The organism is Methylomonas sp. Kb3 (genome assembly GCF_002834115.1).
Taxonomy (GTDB): Bacteria; Pseudomonadota; Gammaproteobacteria; order Methylococcales; family Methylomonadaceae; genus Methylomonas; species Methylomonas defluvii.
The window spans coordinates 38031-55604 of record NZ_PIZT01000028.1; the positions used below are offsets into that span (position 1 = coordinate 38031).

Annotated in this window: 16 protein-coding genes and 1 pseudogene; 15 read left to right on the plus strand and 2 right to left on the minus strand. The window is 51.2% G+C overall.

Translation table 11 applies throughout. The annotated features are described in order from the left end of the window. The first annotated feature begins 3 nt into the window (after positions 1 to 3). The 5 genes and pseudogenes from CWO84_RS14425 to CWO84_RS24985 all read left to right on the plus strand — a co-directional run bounded on the left by CWO84_RS14425 (position 4) and on the right by CWO84_RS24985 (position 5668). Complete coding sequence (locus CWO84_RS14425; protein ID WP_033159448.1) at positions 4 to 744, plus strand: glycosyltransferase family 2 protein; 741 nt, start codon at positions 4 to 6, stop codon at positions 742 to 744. Between the two features lie 28 nt (positions 745 to 772). Further along, positions 773 to 3052 (plus strand): NAD(P)-binding domain-containing protein, encoded by a 2280-nt coding sequence (locus CWO84_RS14430; protein WP_051670536.1) that lies wholly within the window; start codon positions 773 to 775, stop codon positions 3050 to 3052. After that, positions 3049 to 3609: a carboxymuconolactone decarboxylase family protein gene (locus tag CWO84_RS14435; RefSeq protein ID WP_033159447.1), complete on the plus strand. Its 561-nt coding sequence runs from the start codon at positions 3049 to 3051 to the stop codon at positions 3607 to 3609. Before CWO84_RS14430 ends, CWO84_RS14435 begins: the two co-directional genes overlap by 4 nt. Continuing rightward, positions 3573 to 5000: a hypothetical protein gene (locus CWO84_RS14440; RefSeq protein WP_133120690.1), complete on the plus strand. Its 1428-nt coding sequence runs from the start codon at positions 3573 to 3575 to the stop codon at positions 4998 to 5000. Before CWO84_RS14435 ends, CWO84_RS14440 begins: the two co-directional genes overlap by 37 nt. A 510-nt stretch (positions 5001 to 5510) precedes the next feature. Beyond that, positions 5511 to 5668 (plus strand): annotated as a pseudogene (locus CWO84_RS24985) (GDCCVxC domain-containing (seleno)protein). A gap of 1 nt (position 5669) precedes the next feature. On the opposite strand, the gene CWO84_RS14450 reads toward CWO84_RS24985, so the two are convergent. After that, positions 5670 to 6578: an HD-GYP domain-containing protein gene (locus CWO84_RS14450; protein WP_033159446.1), complete on the minus strand. Its 909-nt coding sequence runs from the start codon at positions 6576 to 6578 to the stop codon at positions 5670 to 5672. 207 nt (positions 6579 to 6785) lie between these two features. On the opposite strand from CWO84_RS14450, the gene CWO84_RS14455 reads away from it, so the two are divergent. From CWO84_RS14455 to CWO84_RS14495, 9 genes are all read left to right on the plus strand, one after another. After that, the gene (locus CWO84_RS14455; RefSeq protein ID WP_051670530.1) at positions 6786 to 8087 is read left to right on the plus strand and encodes a tetratricopeptide repeat protein; all 1302 of its coding nucleotides are present in this window, start codon (positions 6786 to 6788) and stop codon (positions 8085 to 8087) included. Positions 8088 to 8202: 115 nt separating this feature from the next. Further along, complete coding sequence (locus CWO84_RS14460; protein ID WP_033159445.1) at positions 8203 to 8526, plus strand: hypothetical protein; 324 nt, start codon at positions 8203 to 8205, stop codon at positions 8524 to 8526. A 15-nt stretch (positions 8527 to 8541) separates the two neighbouring features. Beyond that, positions 8542 to 9414, plus strand: coding sequence for a DUF692 domain-containing protein (locus CWO84_RS14465; RefSeq protein ID WP_033159444.1), 873 nt, complete (start codon positions 8542 to 8544; stop codon positions 9412 to 9414). Then, positions 9411 to 10172, plus strand: a complete 762-nt coding sequence (locus CWO84_RS14470) for a putative DNA-binding domain-containing protein (RefSeq protein WP_101053409.1) — start codon at positions 9411 to 9413, stop codon at positions 10170 to 10172. The genes CWO84_RS14465 and CWO84_RS14470 overlap by 4 nt, the downstream gene beginning before the upstream one ends. A 17-nt stretch (positions 10173 to 10189) precedes the next feature. Continuing rightward, positions 10190 to 10744 carry a DoxX family protein gene (locus CWO84_RS14475; RefSeq protein WP_033159442.1) on the plus strand — a complete coding sequence of 185 codons (555 nt, stop codon included), beginning with the start codon at positions 10190 to 10192 and terminating at the stop codon, positions 10742 to 10744. Positions 10745 to 10746: 2 nt separating this feature from the next. Beyond that, a complete protein-coding gene (locus CWO84_RS14480; RefSeq protein ID WP_033159441.1) occupies positions 10747 to 11394 on the plus strand; it encodes a DUF3047 domain-containing protein in 648 nt (215 codons plus the stop codon). Positions 11395 to 11396: 2 nt separating this feature from the next. Beyond that, a complete protein-coding gene (arsS, locus tag CWO84_RS14485; protein ID WP_033159440.1) occupies positions 11397 to 12359 on the plus strand; it encodes an arsenosugar biosynthesis radical SAM (seleno)protein ArsS in 963 nt (320 codons plus the stop codon). A gap of 230 nt (positions 12360 to 12589) precedes the next feature. Further along, entirely contained in the window at positions 12590 to 12889 is a 300-nt protein-coding gene (gene nrtS, locus CWO84_RS14490; protein ID WP_165786332.1) for a nitrate/nitrite transporter NrtS, read from the plus strand. A gap of 67 nt (positions 12890 to 12956) precedes the next feature. Further along, entirely contained in the window at positions 12957 to 14021 is a 1065-nt protein-coding gene (locus CWO84_RS14495; RefSeq protein ID WP_033159439.1) for a cobalamin-independent methionine synthase II family protein, read from the plus strand. A gap of 166 nt (positions 14022 to 14187) precedes the next feature. Here the strand turns inward: CWO84_RS14495 and CWO84_RS14500 are convergent, their stop codons facing one another. Further along, the gene (locus CWO84_RS14500; protein ID WP_051670526.1) at positions 14188 to 14682 is read right to left on the minus strand and encodes a MerR family transcriptional regulator; all 495 of its coding nucleotides are present in this window, start codon (positions 14680 to 14682) and stop codon (positions 14188 to 14190) included. A gap of 279 nt (positions 14683 to 14961) precedes the next feature. Here CWO84_RS14500 and CWO84_RS14505 point away from each other — a divergent pair, with 279 nt between their 5' ends. Next, a complete protein-coding gene (locus CWO84_RS14505; protein WP_033159438.1) occupies positions 14962 to 17115 on the plus strand; it encodes a bifunctional TVP38/TMEM64 family protein/FAD-dependent oxidoreductase in 2154 nt (717 codons plus the stop codon). The last annotated feature ends 459 nt before the right edge of the window (positions 17116 to 17574 follow it).

Here is a 17574-nt window from a genome sequence, read left to right on the forward strand (position 1 = left end):
TCCATGTATAACCAATTACATGTTACAGCTATTATCCCGGCATTGAATGAACAAGAGGCAATTGGCCAAGTTGTTAGTGCTTTAATTGCTCAGCAAGGCAATCACGGCCAACCCATAATTGATCAAATCATAGTCGCTGATAATGGCTCCATCGACCTCACGGCAACACTGGCTAATGTAGCGGGTGCAAATGTTGTCTTCGAACCAAAGCGTGGTTATGGAGCAGCTTGTTTAGCTGCTATTAACAGCATTGTTGCAACCGATGTGGTGCTGTTTATCGATGGCGATTGTTCAGTGCAAGTATCCCAGATAATCCTCTTACTTGATCCCGTGTCAAATGGTGCCGACATAGCCATAGGTTCGCGCTGCTTAGGTTACATCCAACCCGGCTCAATGAGCTTACCGCAACGGATAGGTAATGGATTGATTGCCAGGATTATTTCCTTGCTCTGGCAAGCCCAGGTAACGGATATTGGACCATTCCGCGCAATTCGTTACTCGGCGTTACAAGAGCTGGCGATGCAAGATCGTGCTTATGGTTGGACCGTCAAAATGCAAGTCAAGGCTCTGCAGCAAGGCTTGATCGTACGCGAGATTCCAGTCGATTGTTTAGTTAGAGTCGGGCGATCGAAAGTTAGCGGCACCGTGCGGGGTGTAGTCGGGGCAGCATTTGGGATGTTCGGCATGATAGTACGTTTGTGGTGGCAAGGCAGGCAGGCGGATAAAGCCAGTTTGCCAATTTAATTCAATCTTTGAACGAGTAAGGATCACCATGGATATCATCAATAAATTGAATAACCCGTTTATTGCCTATGCGAACTGGCTGCATTTGCGCTGGCCGGCTGAAGTACCGGAAGCACTTCCCGAGGTAGGTGTGGATGGCGCGACATCCATTCCGGGCATTCGGATTGCCGGCGATCTTTTGGGTGTGCCGCTACTAAAATTCGCCGCAGACTCCGGGGCAAGAGCGGTACGGGCGTTTATTGCGGAAAACGCGTTTATTGATAAAACTCAAGCGTCGGATCATTTAGATTTGGCTATAGTTGGCGGCGGGGTTGCCGGCCTTGCTGCTGCCTTGGAAGCTCAAAAAGCCGGACTCAAATTTGTGGTCTATGAAGCCAGTGAGCCATTTGCCACCATTGTTAATTTTACAAATGGCAAACCGATTTTCACCTATCCCCGAGAAATGCAGCCGCAAGGCGATGTCAAGCTGTCCGCATCGGTTAAAAAAGATTTGCTCGCAGAATTGCAAAATCAGGCACTACAAGCCGCTGTCCCTTTCGAAATTCGCCGTGTAGACCGTATCGTTCGTAAAGGTAAGATGTTGGAAGTGCAGTTCACCGAACCCAATACTGCTGTCCGCACAACGAGAGTCCTAATTTGCACCGGCAGAAGCGGTGACCACTACAAGCTAGACGTTTCCGGAGAAGATCTCGACAAGGTCCACAATCGATTATTTGATCCCAAAGACTATACGGGTAAAAAGGTCATGGTGGTGGGCGGTGGCGATTCTGCATTGGAAGCGGCTATCAGTCTAAGTGAAGCCGGAGCAGAGGTGACATTGAGTTATCGCGGCTCAAACTTTACTCGCCCAAAGCAGGAAAATATCGATCAAGCTCAAGCATTACTGGGCAGCCAGATACTGTACCAAACCCGCGTTACCCGCATCGAAACCGACAAGGTCTATTTACATGACGCCGAAAATACCCAAATCGAACTGCCAAATGATGCCGTTTTTGTGTTGATTGGCCGGGAAGCACCGGTGGATTTTTTTCATCGTACCGGCATCAGTATCCGGGGCCATTGGTCATTGCGAAAGACGATAGGCTTCGCTTTCACGCTGTTAGCAGTGCTATTCATCTATCGCTGGAAAACTGAAAATAGCGCAGTCGCCGATTTATTTCTGGAGAAAAACTGGTTCCCCAATAACATTGACGTGGCTATCGGGCCTACCGAAAATCCGCTGGTCAAAATCCTCCAACATGAAGTTAACTCACCAGGTTTCTATTACGAACTGCTCTACACGTTGGTCATTATCGTTTTTGGCATTCGAAGAATGCTCCGCACACCGACACCCTATGTCCGTTGGCAAACTACATCTTTGATTTTGGTGCAAACCATTCCCTTGTTTATATTGCCTTACTTTATTTTGCCATTGTTCGGGGAATGGGGGTTGTTTGAAACAGACGCAGGGGAATGGTTAGCCGACCAATTGTTTCCTGTCGGGGACGGTGGAGACCGAGAATACTGGCGCAGTGTGGGTTTTATTCTGGCTTGGCCATTATTTATTTGGAATGTATTTACACCGCAACCCAACCTGCTATGGCTGGTGATTGCCTTTCTGCAAACCTTTGTGTTAATCCCCTGGCTGGTGCGCCGATACGGTAAAGGGGTTTATTGTGGCTGGATTTGTTCCTGCGGAGCGTTAGCGGAAACCTTGGGTGACGCCCAGCGCGCTAAAATGCCCCACGGTCCGGTTTGGAATAAAGTAAATATGGCCGGGCAAGTCATTTTAGGCGGAGTGCTAGTATTACTGGGGCTTAGAGTGGTTTCCTGGCTATTGCACTCTCAACCAACAGGTGAAGCTGTCGGCGCATTGTTCACCCAACTAACTTTCGACTATACATTGCTTGGTATTCCGCTGAATTATTCAGCTGTGGTGGATTATTTTTTGTCTGGGCTAATTGGCCTCGGTCTTTATTTTCATTTTAGCGGCAGAACCTGGTGCCGCTTTTTTTGTCCGTTAGCGGCATTGATGAACATTTATGGCAGATTCAGCCAATTCAGGATCTTCGCCGAAAAAGAAAAATGCATTTCCTGCAATGTCTGTTCTTCGGTATGTCACCAAGGCATCGATGTAATGAATTTTGCCAATAAAGGCCTACCGATGGCAGATCCGCAATGCGTGCGCTGTTCCGCCTGTGTGAGTAGTTGTCCAACCGGCACATTGAGCTTTGGCCGTTTACAGTCCGATGGCAGCATAATGCTTGATCGGCTTCCTGCCTCACCGGTACAAATCCGAGAAGCGCTAGCTCAGTCGGAGCGATCATGAGTATTATCGACTCCCACCATTCCTATGCATGGTATATACGCCCGTTGCTGGCCCTAATGAGCAGACGCCGGAGCGGATTATCGGAGCCAGTACGTTTGTGGGCGCGTCAGCCCATGGCATTTTTTGGATTTTTACTGATGAACCGTGCCTTGGATCATGGGAATCCGTCATTAAGCAAAACGCTTCGCGCTTTAGTCCGAACGCGCGTTTCTCAACTCAATGGCTGCCGGTTTTGCATCGATTTAAATGCTGCCCGCGCCTTGGATTGCGGTCTCAGTCGTGAAAAGTTAGAAGCCCTCGCCTGGTTTTCCGACTCGTCATTGTATAGCGATGCCGAGAAAGTAGCTTTAGCCTATGCGGAGACTGTCACAACCCTTGGAAATGTGGCTGATGCAAGCCTAATTGAACAGCTGCGGCACACTTTTGATGATGACAGTATCGTAGCCTTAACCGCTCTCATCGCCCACCAAAACATGTCTGCAAAATTCAATGCTGCCTTAGGTGCATCGCCTCAAGAATTATGTATGACCCATTACGGATACCTTCCTTCGGATTGAGGGAAAAAACCATTTACCGCCTTTTAAACACCGAAAGTCCAATGCGATTGACGCGCCTGATCCATCCAAATAGCTTCGGCATTTGTCTATTAGGGTGCTGCGGCTTGCTCGCTTGGTTATCGCGTGCACCGCAATTTTTGAACTTGCCTACATTTGCGGGGACCATGGGGCTAATGTTTGCCTTTTATGTTATCGCATACCGAACGATTCAGCAGTCTGGTTCACATATGGCAAGAACGGTATTTTTCTGGGCTCTGCTGTTACGCCTATCCGGTTTGTTGGGCGAACCCATATTTGAGGATGATTATTTCCGTTATTTGTGGGATGGCTATCGCTTTGCCAGCGACGGAACACCTTTCGGTCGTCCTCCCGAATCATTTTTTAACGACCCCAGCGTTCCTAAGGCTTTTCGGACAATCCTGAGCCAGATTAATCATCCGGATATTCCAACTATCTATGCGCCCACTTTCCAATATTTTTTTCTGATTGCCAACTGGATAGCGCCTGGGCAATTGTGGGCCTTAAAGTTGTTATTGATTGCCGCTGATTTGTTGTTAATCCAGGGGCTATTTCGCTTCGCCGGCGCAAAGCAAACGCTGCTATATGCCTGGAATCCGCTGGTAATTAAAGAAATTGCCTTTACCGCTCATCCCGATGGCCTGATTCCGGCATTGCTTATCGGTAGTTGGTTATTCAGCTCACGAGGCCGACCAATCATTGCTGGTCTAATGCTGGTCGCCGCTGTGGCATCCAAGGCTTCTGCATGGCTATTGGTACCTTTTATTGCCATCAATATCGGGTGCTTGGGCATAGCTGCTTTTGTAGGTGGGTATCTGCTGCTTTATCTACCCTTTTGGGTTCAAGGCGCCACAGACATGACAGGACTCCGTGTTTTTGCTCAGGAATTTGAATTCAATTCCGCGCTGTACGGCTTGATAAGACTTGGGTTACCAGCAAATTGGACAAAAATGCTGTTAGGTATAGCTTTTATTGGTATGACCTCAGTTTATTTTTTCCGGTATTGGCGGCTTGGAAGCCAAAATTTGCCTCGCGGAGACTGGTTATTTGGCGGCTTATTGATCATATCCCCGGTTATTAATCCCTGGTATCTGCTGTGGCTAATGCCGTTTGCCTGTATTTACTCAGGCTTAGGGGTTTGGATTGCATCGGCTGCGCTAATTTTGTCTTATGTGACTGGCCTAAACCTGCAAGATTTCGTATTCGCCCCGTATGAGCATCCATCGTGGGTTAGGCCCTTGGAATTCGGAATAATTGCCCTCGGAATGGCGTTTGACAAGCGGCAATCGGTCAGAACACCCTCGCAAAGCAGGGGGCTTGACGAATATTTCCAGCCCTGTGAGCTGCCAGAGTTTAACCAACGAATGAATTAGTGAGCAGTCCCAACACATATTGAGTTCGATGCCCGCTTGCCAACCCGGCGAATCCTACTCACCATCGCCATAACGTCAACGGGGAGTCACTCGGTTTTGGGTGGTGTCGATGATTATTCTGTTGGCGCTGATTTTTTCCTTATCTGCTTTCCTGCTTTTATTAAGCCAATATCATGAATCGATACCTGGCTTTGTTCATGATGAGTTTCGCTGTTGCTCAACCGGCATCAGCCAAATCTCGCACCGCTGTAATTACGTTACCCGGCATGATCTGAGCGGTCTAAAAAATAGCTCTGAATCGGATCACGGGGGTCACAGACACGACGTTTAACCCCGATAGCCGTCAAGCGATTGTGCACTTCAATGCGGCTAAAACCACTTTCGAAGCCGTGCTGAGTGCTCTTGCGACGTCGAATATACTTCGACGCTAAAAGAGGTAACACCATGAAAAGTATTATTTTGGAATCCACACTGATCTGACCGGAATGCGGGTGCCGCAAAACCGAGACCATGCCCATGCCTGCCAATGGTTTTACGAGTGTCAGGGCTGTCATACCCTGTTAAAACCCAAGCCCGGCGATTGTTGCGTATTCTGATCCTATGGTAGCGTGCCCTGTCCGCCGATGCAGTTACACGGCAAACAGGCCGGGTGTTGCGGCGAAACCTGATTCACAGCCAGTCCCGCAGCTGCCGCAGCCAGCTTTTGCCGTTGCCACTACAGACCGGTAAATACGGCAGCGATTCCTCCAGCAATCTTGCCAGCAAGTCATGATCGATCAAGGCTTGTAAATCCGCTGCGCTGCCTTTTTGCATGGTTGGCTTAAGAGCCAATTTGCCTTGCTGCTTTTCCAAAGCAAAGCCGTTGCCACACACCCGGCAGAAGACCTTGTCGCCGGCTTTCTGGTGTTTATGCACCACCACAACCGGTCCGCACACCGGGCATTCGCGCATCGGAATGCCAGTGTCGCTATGTCCGATAATGCCATCCAGTTCACCGGATTGTGCCAACTCGATGAAACGGCGACCGAAATGCAGATCAAATTGCTTGTCCAGATTCACCTCGATTTGTTCAATCGCCGCAACCAGAGACATTCCTCGTCGATAAGGTCGGGTGCTGGTCATCGCGTCAAAGGCATCTGCAATGCCCACGATACGAGCCGATTCCGCAATCTTTCTGCCGCTTAAACCGGACGGATAGCCCCGGCCATCAACGCGCTCATGATGACTTAGCACCACATCCATTGCCAATGGCGCCAAAGGATGCCCCTCTAACACTTGAGCGCCCAAGGCCGGATGGGTTTTCATCACGGCATATTCCGCATCGGTAAGCTTGCCGGGATTATTAAGAATAGTGTCCGGCACGCCGACTTTGCCCAAATCATGTAAAAAGCCGCCCAACCCAGCAACCACAGCGTCCTGTTTGGAAAACCCACACGCCAATGCCAATCGCGTCGAATACAGCGACACCCGCCATAGATGCCCGCCGGTATAAGGATCGCGGGCTTCGACCAGAAACGCCATGCTGTACAAGGTGTGCAGCAAATTTTGAGTGTGACTTGCATTTTGTATTGATTTCATCGGCATCTCCTGTTTGGCAATACTGTATTCAGTACATTTTTCTTTGTCGTGAGAATGGATGATTTCCTTACACAGGTTTTTATACGACCTGTGTAAGGATTTTGACCGGGATGCGACTGATAGGTGCCCTGTTGCTAACTTAATCCCTCAACCCACCAGCGATAGGATTACTTCTCTTAATAACACATCAAACTTGGGTGAAGTCTCTTGAAAAATCAAACCGTCTTTGATTTAGCATCGGCAAAACACGTGGCCGGTGAGATTGTCGATGCCGCCATCGCTTACCGTGAAATGCTTGCCGCCGACCCGGATCATGTAGAGGCTTTGCACTATCTCGGCGTAGTCTTGCATCAGCAGGGAGATACAGCGGAATCTATCGAGATGATTTTACGTGCCCTGCAACTGGATGCATCCAGCCCGGAACGTTACAACGATCTGGGGAACATTCTCACGGAAAACGGACGTTTTGCCGAAGCACGCCAAGCGTTTTCCGCCGCGCTTGAATTGAACGCTACCGATGCCAATCTCTGGAACAATTTGGGGTCGGTACTGCATCGGCTAAATGAATTTCCCGAAGCGGAAACCGCCTATCGAAATGCAGTCAGTATTAGTCCGAATTTCGTGCCCGCGCTAAACAACTTGGCTGCGCTGCTGGCGGAACAAAACCAAGTGGAAGAGTCTTCTTTTTTTGCTTGCCGAGCATATGTGCAGCCACCTCTGACCGACAAACCCTTGAAGATGCTAGGCATTGCTTACTATCGGCTGGGACTTGTCGCCGAAGCCGCCGACTGTTATCGAAGCTGGTTGGATGCCGAACCCGACAATCCGTTGGCCAGACATCACCTTGTCGCATGCACCGGTCAAGACATCCCCGCTAAAGCCACGGATCGTTACCTGATAAGCCTATTTAACGACATGGCTGAAAATTTCGATACGAAACTGGTCGGTAAACTTGGTTATTGCGGCCCCGATATTGTCGGTAACTTGCTGAATGACTACTTGACGGCGAATGCAAATCTATCGGTACTCGACGGTGGTTGCGGTACGGGGCTGTGCGCGCCAGTATTAAAACCTTACGCACGTCTGCTTACGGGCGTAGATATTTCGTCGCGCATGCTTGGCAAGGCGGCGGAAAGAGCGCTTTACGACGTTTTGGTAGAATCGGAACTGACTAGTTATCTAAAAGGGAAACAGCAATCGTTTGATCTGATAACAATGGCCGACACACTGGTTTATTTTGGCAACCTAAGCGACATTTTCGCATTGGTCCGTCAAGCGTTGTTGCCGTTAGGGACATTTTGCTTCACTGTCGAATCCGCTAGTTCGGTTGAAGCCTCTCTGGGTTATCAACTCAATGCTAGTGGTCGGTACAGTCACAGTAAGAGCTATCTCACTGAGCTGCTAAATGCACACGACTTCATACTGCTACAAGAACACGAGGCAAACATAAGGCATGAGTTTGGTAAGCCTACGCTGGGTATGGGGTTCTTGACACAGATAGCACGCTAAGAAACATCAAAGCATCGAAAAAAATTTGTAAGGAATTCAAACTGACTCCGACTGATGGAGCAGGAAGGCATTGTTGCTTGTCCTGATCATTTATCTATCTATCGGAGAGAACACCATGAACAAAAAAACCTTGTCTTTAACACTAGGCAGCGCGTTGGCTTCAACCTTGATGGGCGCGGCGCCCGCCATTCAAGCGGGCGAAAATCCGTTTACGATGTCCAGCATCAATTCTGCGCAACAATTGGCGGCTGACGGCAAATCGGCTGAGGCCGGTTGCAGCGCCAAGATGAAAGAAGGTAAATGCGGCGAAGGCAAATGTGGTGCCAACAAAATGAAGGACATGAAAGGCGCCGAGGGCGGCTGTAGTGCAAAAATGCCTGAAGGAGGCTGTAGTGGCAAAATGCCGGAAGCAGGTTGCAGCGGTAAAACAGCGAAATAAGCCGGAGTCGCGCCGATGTCTATCACCCATCCTTTCCGTTTGAACGGCGCCGGTTTGGGCTTGCGCCGCAGCATGCTGTCGGCCTTGCAGGTTGAAGTGCCCCACTGCATCGATTTTTTCGAGGTATCACCGGAAAATTGGGTGGGCGTCGGCGGTCGTCTCGGCAAGCAATTTCGCCGCCTGACCGAGCGCCACCTGTTTGTGGCGCACGGTTTGGCCTTGTCGTTGGGCGGCCCCGCGCCGCTCGATACCGGGTTTTTAGGCGAACTGAAACAATTTCTCGATCATCACGATTTTGCCCTATACACCGAGCATTTCAGCTTTTGCAGCGATGAGGGACATTTCTATGACTTATACCCGATCCCGTTTACCGAACAGGCGGTCAAGCATGTCGCCAGCCGGATTCGCCAGACTCAGGATATTCTGGAACGGCCCATCGCCCTGGAAAACGCCTCTTACTATGTCCAGCCGCCACAGGCGGAGATGGACGAACTGACTTTTATCAATGCGGTATTGGCCGAAGCCGACTGTTACCTGCATCTGGATGTGAACAATATTTATGTCAACAGCGTTAACCACGGCTACGATCCGGTGGCGTTTTTACGCGGCTTGCCCGGCGAGCGCATCGTTTATGGGCATGTGGCCGGTCACGACCTGGAGCCATCCGGCTTGATCATCGACACCCACGGCCAGAATACCATAGCACCAGTTTGGGACTTGCTGGCCGAGGCTTATCGACGTTTTGGCGTGTTTCCGACCTTGGTGGAACGGGATAGCAATATTCCGCCCTTGGCCGAGTTATTGGTCGAAGTGGAACGGATCCGTGACTTGCAAAATGTTCATCGGCTCTACCGCAACCCCCATGACATCAGCGAGGTGGCGGCATGAACCCGACACCGGCCTTTCAACAACAGCAGCGGCAGTTTCTGAATTACTTGCGGCAACCGCAAACATCGCAGCTACCTGCAGGCTTCGCCCCTGAACGGCTGGCCGTGTATGTCGATCTACTCTATAACAAATTCGACGAGAGCCTGTCGGCCTGTTTTCCGGTCACCTGCAGTATATTATCTAAAGAAAAATGGCGGGCGTTGCTGCTGAATTTCATCGCAAAACATCGCTGCTTGACGCCGTATTACCGGCAGATTCCCGACGAATTTTTGCAGCATCTGCAACAGGAACGTGAGCATCTCGATGATTGGCCGTTTTTGGCCGAACTGGCGCAGTTCGAATGGATCGAATTACAGCTGTCAATTGCCGAGGCGGAGCCGGTCACGCGAAAGCAGTTGTCCGATGCCGAATTACTGGCCAATGTGCCTGTGTTTGCACCGGTCATGCAATTGTTGTGCTACCAATGGCCGGTGCAGGACATTGGACCAAACTTTTTGCCTAGTGAACCACAGACCACGGCGATTCATATCCTGGGTTTTCGCGATAGCGATGATCAAGTGCAGTTTGTAACCCTGAATATGGCCACGGCCAAGATGATCCTGTTGTTAAATAACGGCTTGACTGGGCAACAGGCCTTGCAAGCAATGAGTGGCGGCGAGCTCCCTGACGCGCAATTTTTAGAACTCACCCAATTCGGTCAGCAGATTCTGGCCGATCTACATAGCCAGGGCGCGATTATCGATATTCGCCCGGTTTGAACTTTGGAGCCTCACTGATGAACGACCTCGCTAAATCCGCCCAAGATCCTTGTACAGCTTGTCTGATTCCTTCCTGCATCGAGCGGCTATGCACTATGCCTAGCCTGCTTTCTCACTGTTTCGACAGAAACTTACAGGGCTTGGCGCCAATTTTTCTACGTCTGTTGTTGGCTTACGAGTTCGGCGAAGCCGGCCTGGAAAAACTCCATGGCGATAACTGGTTTGCCGATGTGAGCTTCCCATTTCCGTTCAGCTTATTGCCAACGGATTTTAGCTGGACCTTGGCCACCGGCTTGGAAATCATCGCCCCGATGGCGTTGATCTTGGGATTTATGACCCGCTTTTTTAGCGCGGCGCTAATGGTGTTGACCGTGGTGGCCATCGCGGCCGTACATTGGCCGGCCGAATGGCACACATTGGCCGAATTATGGAAAGGCTATGCCATCACCGATCAAGGTTATGGCAATTACAAATTGCCGTTGGTTTATTTGTTCATGCTCGGTTCGCTGCTGTTCAATGGCAGCGGCGGCTTGGCTATTGATACTTGGTTAAAACAACGCACAGCGGGTTAAACATGAAAAAATTCTGCTGGATATTTTTAACGATGCTATCGATGAATCACGGGGCGGTTGCCGATAACAAACTGCCTATCGGCGAGTTCAGCCAGAATCGCCTGGAAGGTTGGGAGCATAAAAGCTTCAAAGGCGAAACCGAATACAGTCTGCAAGCTATCGATGGCGTGACGGTATTGACGGCCGATAGTCGTGCCGCCGGTTCCGGCATGTTCAAAGAGCAGCATATCGATCTGGAACAAACCCCGTTCCTGAACTGGTCGTGGCGCATCGGCAAGCGTTTGAACGGATTGAATGAACAAAGCAAACCCGGCGACGATTACGCGGCGCGGGTATATGTGGTGGTCAAAGGCGGGCTGGCGTTTTGGCAAACCAAGGCCATCAATTATGTCTGGGCCGGCAATACGAAAAAGGATACCGTCTGGCCCAATGCCTTTGCCGGTGATCATGCGATGATGTTGGCTTTACGTGGACCGGAAGCCTCACTGAATGTTTGGCAAACCGAAAAACGCAATGTCCGGGCCGATTTCAAGAAACTATTCGGTGAAGACATCACCGCTATCGATGCCGTCGCCATCATGACCGATACCGACAACAATGGCGGTCAAGCCGCTGCCACTTATGGCGACATCTGGTTTTCCAAGGATTAAGCATGCACGACACCAAACCTCTGCTGATTAATAGTGACTTTCCGGCCCTATTCCGCAAGCCGCTGGAAGTGTTGCAAGTCAATCTCGGCTATTTGTGCAATCTGAGTTGCGTGCATTGCCATGTCAACGCCGGCCCCAAACGCACTGAGATGATGAGTCGGGAAACCATTGATCAGGTGCTGGATTTGGCTGAGGCCGCTAACATTGACACGCTGGATTTGACCGGCGGCGCGCCGGAAATGCATCCGCAGTTTTTGTATCTGGTTCGTACTGCACGCCGATTGGGTATTAAAGTCATAGACAGATGCAATCTGACCATTTTGGAAGATCCACGCTATCGATTTTTGGCCGATTTTCTAGCGGAACATGAGGTAGAGATCGTTGCTTCCTTACCGTGTTATTTGCAAGAAAATGTTGATAAGCAGCGCGGCAAAGGTGTGTTCAAAGACAGTCTGGCGGCCTTGCAACGCCTGAATCGGCTGGGTTATGGTCAGCCGGACAGCGGATTGGCCTTGAATTTGGTTTTCAACCCGCAAGACGCCGTGTTGCCGCCCAACCAACAGCAACTGGAACAAGCTTACAAACAGCACTTGCAGCACCATTACGGCATCGTCTTCAACCGCCTGTTTGCCATCGCCAATATGCCGATTCGGCGTTTTGGTAGCACCTTGATCAGTCATGGCCGCTTCGATTCTTACCTGGCGTTATTAAAAGGCAGTTTTCGCGCCGAAAATCTTGAAAACCTGATGTGCCTGAATACTCTCAGCATCGATTGGCGAGGCTATGTTTACGACTGCGATTTTAATCAGATGCTGGATTTGCCGTTAGGTGCCGCAGCTAAACCCAAACAACATATTAACGAATTGCACCTGGAACAACTGCAAGACGCACCGATAGCCACCGCAGCCCATTGTTACGGTTGCACCGCCGGCCAAGGTAGCAGCTGCGGCGGGGCTTTGCTCTGACTTTGGCCTTACCCGGACTTAAGCAAGCAATACAAAAGTGCTTGCTTGGAGGTCCTGCCTATTACATAAAACATGCAAGAATTTACACAATGTAACCTTGATGGTATATTTTGAACAAAGAGCATGGCTTATCATTTTTATCGTCAGCGCTTAAGTGCAGGGTTTTATGCGCATTGATTTTTGCCATACAGCGCGCTCCAAATCTACATTTTTGTTAGAGGTGATCCTGGATGGTTAAGTGGCTTGGTTGCAACGAAGCAGTCGGAAATTTCTTTGCAACATTACTGGATCTGCATTGCACGGCCGGTCGACTCGGCATATACCGCCGCTCCGGCAAGGTCGCTTTGGTAGTGGGAACCCTGTTGAATTTGATTAATCAGCCGCAAGCTGTGTTCGGCCTGCTGTCTTTGGATTACACGGCCATGCAACAACTCGATGTCTTCAAAGCGCTATTAACCTATGGAGTGCCATTTCTGGTGGCTTCCTACGGTGCTTTAACCACCATTGCTGAGCAGCGGACAGGCTCGTAATCCCAGCCATTCACTTGACCTAAAAACCTCTGCAACCCACTCCCTTAACGCCATACAGGAACGCCACATGTCCATACCCACCGAATCTATTGGCAGTATTCCCCGTCCGCCGCAATTGCTGGAAGCACTGCGGGAATTTCGCGCGGGCCGACTATCGCAACAACGACTCGATGCCTGCTACGACGAAGCGGTACGCGACACTTTACAACGTTTTGCAGACACCGGATCACCGGTGATCTCCGATGGCGAACAGACCAAGTCCAGCTTCGCCACCTACCCGTTGCTAGGTTTACACAATATCGCCGAAGACGGCATCGTGATTCCATTTGCCGATGGCCATACCAGGCAATTACCCCGATTAACCACGGGACCATTTCGCTACGGCGTCTATGCCGGCGCATTTGTGCAGGCCGCCAAACGCTATACCACGCGCCCGCTCAAACAGGCGGTGATTTCGGCTTCCGCCTTGAGCCTGCTTTATCCGCCAGAAGGCATAACCGGTTACTCACGAGAAGCGTTCATCGATGACTTGGTCAAGGAAACGGTAGCGGATATTCGCGGCTGTTTGGACCAAGGCGCACACCATGTGCAAATCGATTTCACCGAAGGGCGATTGTCGGTCAAACTCGATCCATCCAAGCAATTGCTGCGGCAGTTTATCGACCTGAACAACCGGGTATTGGCACACTTTACCCCGGAACAACGCCAACGCATCGGCGTGCATACCTGTCCCGGCGGCGACCATGATTCCACCCACAGCGCCGATGTCGATTACGCCGAGCTGCTACCGAATTTGTTCCAGCTCAACGCCGGTAATTTCTACATGCAGATGGCTAACGAAAAAGAGCCAGAGCGCGTGTTGGCTATCATCAAGGACAATATTCGTCCCGACCAACGAGTGTTTGTCGGCGTTATCGACGTGCTGAATCCCAACGTGGAAGAACCGGAATTGGTGCGAGATCGTGTATTGCGCGCAGCCGAATACATCCCGCTAAATCAGCTCGGCACCACCGACGACTGCGGCTTTTCGCCTTTCGAAGACGACACATCAACCGGGCGGGACACGGCATTCGCCAAAATCAAAGCCCGCGTCATCGGCACGGAAATGGCTGCTAAGGTGTTGAATTACTGAATGCGGGTTCGAACGGGCCACAACTCGCAATGTCTAACGGGTAATGCAACGAATGTTAAACAAATGCATACGCCGTAATAAGGCTATGACAATTGAGCTCCTTCGGATTACGCCCTACAGCAATAAATTACATTAACGTAATATTTGAAATGGCTCGACAACTCGGTCATGGACAACTCGGATCCCAAACCAGGCGACCAATATTGGTCAAATCAACGTTTTTGTTGACCGGACACTCCGGGCAATCCTGGCGATTGGGGCGATTTTGACAATTTACGCATTGGCGGATCAGCATATCCGCACGCTCCAGATCACTGTCCAGTTCCTGCAAATCTTCCAGCAATCCCCGAATTCTTTTACGCAAATCATGCAGGAGCGGCTGCATCGCGGCCGATGCTTCTTTGCCGGAAGCACATTTCTGCCGGGTTTGAGCGAGCTTTTGAACCGAGTCCAGTTCGATGCCGACACGACCAAGCTGCAACGCGATAGCCATACGTTTCAAATCTTTCCGAGCATAAAGACGTGTGCCGCCCTCGGTGCGGTCGGGGGCGATCAGTCCTAGTTCCTCGTACAGGCGAATCGTTCTTGGTGTAGTGCCGAGCTCTTCGGCCAATTCACCGATTTTGAGAACATTGCGCTGGTGTTTGGGCGGAAGGCGCATAATGAGTTACAAAATATAAGGTAGACGTCACATAGTGTAGGTATTGCATTAACCGAATACAAATTCCCCTTACAACACCGTCTGCCCGATACGGTGCCTACTAACTCGTGAAGATATTTATTCAGCCTGTTAAATTCAATTTGTTGAGATTTTTGTCAGGAATGACCGGCAAACACGACTAACAGGCAAGCCCAATAGTATTTAAGGAACACTGATGTTTAGCCTGACAACTTGCAAACACCCTCCGAAGCCTAGCCCACTCAGAATTGGTAGGTCGGCATGAAAACATCCAGACTTTTGTTAATGCTGGGCATTGCCGCATTGATGGCGACGTTTTTAACCCTGGATTTGCAGCACTATTTGACGCTGGAAAATTTAAAAACCCGGCAGACCGGCATTGCTTATTACCGACAGGTTCACCCATTGCTGACGGCGGCACTGTATGCCATGTTGTATATTGCGGTTATTGCGTTGTCATTACCGGGAGCGACGATACTGACGCTCGCCGGCGGCGCAGTGTTCGGTTTGCTCTGGGGTACGCTGATCGTCTCGTTCGCCTCCAGCATCGGCGCGACCCTGGCATTTTTGGCGGCACGATTTCTACTGCGCGATTGGGTCAGAGCACGGTTCGGCCAGCGTTTACAGACCATCAATGCCGGTTTGCAGCGCGATGGCGCCTACTATCTGTTTACCTTGCGTTTGGTGCCGCTGTTCCCGTTTTTTCTGATCAATCTGGCCATGGGATTGACGCCGATGAAAACCTGGACTTTCTACTGGATCAGCCAAATCGGCATGCTGGCCGGCACCGTGGTTTACGTCAATGCCGGCACCCAATTGGCGAAAATCGACTCGCTGTCAGGGATACTGTCGCCAGGGCTATTGGCGTCGTTCGCCTTGCTTGGGCTATTCCCACTGCTGACCAAAAAGCTGTTGGCGGTTTGGCAAGCGCGCAAAATCTATGCGGGTTGGCAAACGCCCAAACGCTTCGACAACAACCTGATCGTAATCGGCGCCGGCGCCGGCGGTCTGGTGAGTGCCTATATCGCCGCCGCCTTGAAAGCCAAAGTCACGTTGATCGAAAAGCACAAGATGGGTGGCGATTGCCTGAACACCGGCTGCGTGCCGTCCAAGGCCTTGATTCGCTCGGCCAAGCTTCTCTCCCATATTCAACGCGCGCCGGAATTCGGCATTGCCACAGCCTCCGCCGATTTCGATTTTGCCGAGGTGATGGAACGGGTTCAACAGGTGATCAAAACGGTTGAACCACACGATTCGGTGGAGCGTTACACGGAACTGGGCGTCAAGGTGATCCAGGGCAACGCCAGAATCGTTTCGCCCTGGGAAGTCGAAGTCAGTACGCCTGAAGGCGGAAAAAAAACGCTGACCACGCGCTCGATCGTGATTGCCGCCGGCGCTCGGCCGTTCGTGCCGCCGATTCCCGGTATCGAGCAAATCGACTATCTGACCTCAGACAGCGTCTGGCAGCTGCGCGAGCAGCCCAAACGCTTGCTGGTACTGGGCGGCGGGCCGATAGGCTGCGAATTGACGCAAACCTTCGCCCGCCTGGGCAGCCAAGTCACGCAGGTGGAGATGGCGCCACGTATCATGGCGCGGGAAGATAGTGAGGTATCCGGGCTGGTAGAAGCGCGGTTTCGCCGGGAAGGCGTGGACGTACGAGTCAACCATACCGCCAAGGCATTCATCATCGAAAATGGCGAAAATATTTTGCTGGCCGAGCACGACGGACAAACGGTCAAAATTGCCTTCGACCAATTACTGGTGGCCATCGGCCGCGCCGCCAACATTAAAGGCTACGGTGTCGAAGAATTGGGCATTGCCTTGTCGCCGCGCAATACACTGGAGACCAACCCATTTCAGCAAACCAATTATCCGAATATTTTCGCGGTGGGCGATGTAGCCGGCCCCTATCAGTTCACCCATACCGCCGCGCATCAGGCCTGGTATGCGGCGGTCAACGCCTTGTTTGGGCAATTCAAGAAGTTTCGCACTGATTATTCGGTGATTCCCTGGTCGACCTTCACCGACCCGGAAGTGGCCCGCGTCGGTTTGAACGAGCAGGATGCGCAAGCACAGAATATCGCTTACGAAGTGTCTAGCTATGGCATTGACGATCTGGATCGGGCGATTGCCGACGGCGAAGCCCATGGTTTCGTCAAAGTGCTGACCGTGCCGGGCAAGGACAAGATTCTTGGCGTGACCATCGTCGGCGAACATGCCGGCGACTTAATCGCCGAATTCGTGCTGGCGATGAAACACGGTATCGGCTTGAATAAAATCCTCGGCACCATTCACATCTATCCCACCCTGGCGGAAGCCAATAAATATGCAGCGGGTGTCTGGAAGCACAATCACGCGCCCCAGCGCGTACTGGAATGGCTGGGCCGTTATCACGCCTGGCGGCGCAACGCTTGAGAGACAAGTTTCAAACATGACTTACCCAATTAGCATCATCATCCCGGTACTCAACGAAGCCGGACATCTCGCCGGCGAACTACAGGCTTTGCAGGGACTTCGTGACCGTTGCCAACTTGTGCTAGTGCTTAGTTGCGTTATTAAGCGCTAATAATGTAATCTTGTAGGGATGTCACGAGTAGCCCCAAAAATTGAGTGTTCCGCGGACGTGCGGGCAGAGTTAGAGCGACGCGCAGCGAGCCGTACGGAAGAAGCTCGAGTAGTCGAGCGAGCCCGGATGATTCTGGGCTGCCTGGATGGCGCGCAAGTCCAAGCGGTTGCAGCGCAATGCCGAATGCGGGCCAATACAGTCATCAAGTGACGAAACCGTTTCATGACTCAAGGGCTTTTGGGGCTGTCAGACGAACCTCGGCCGGGCGCACCGAAGACGTATGATGAGCATTTTCGACAGCGTGTCTT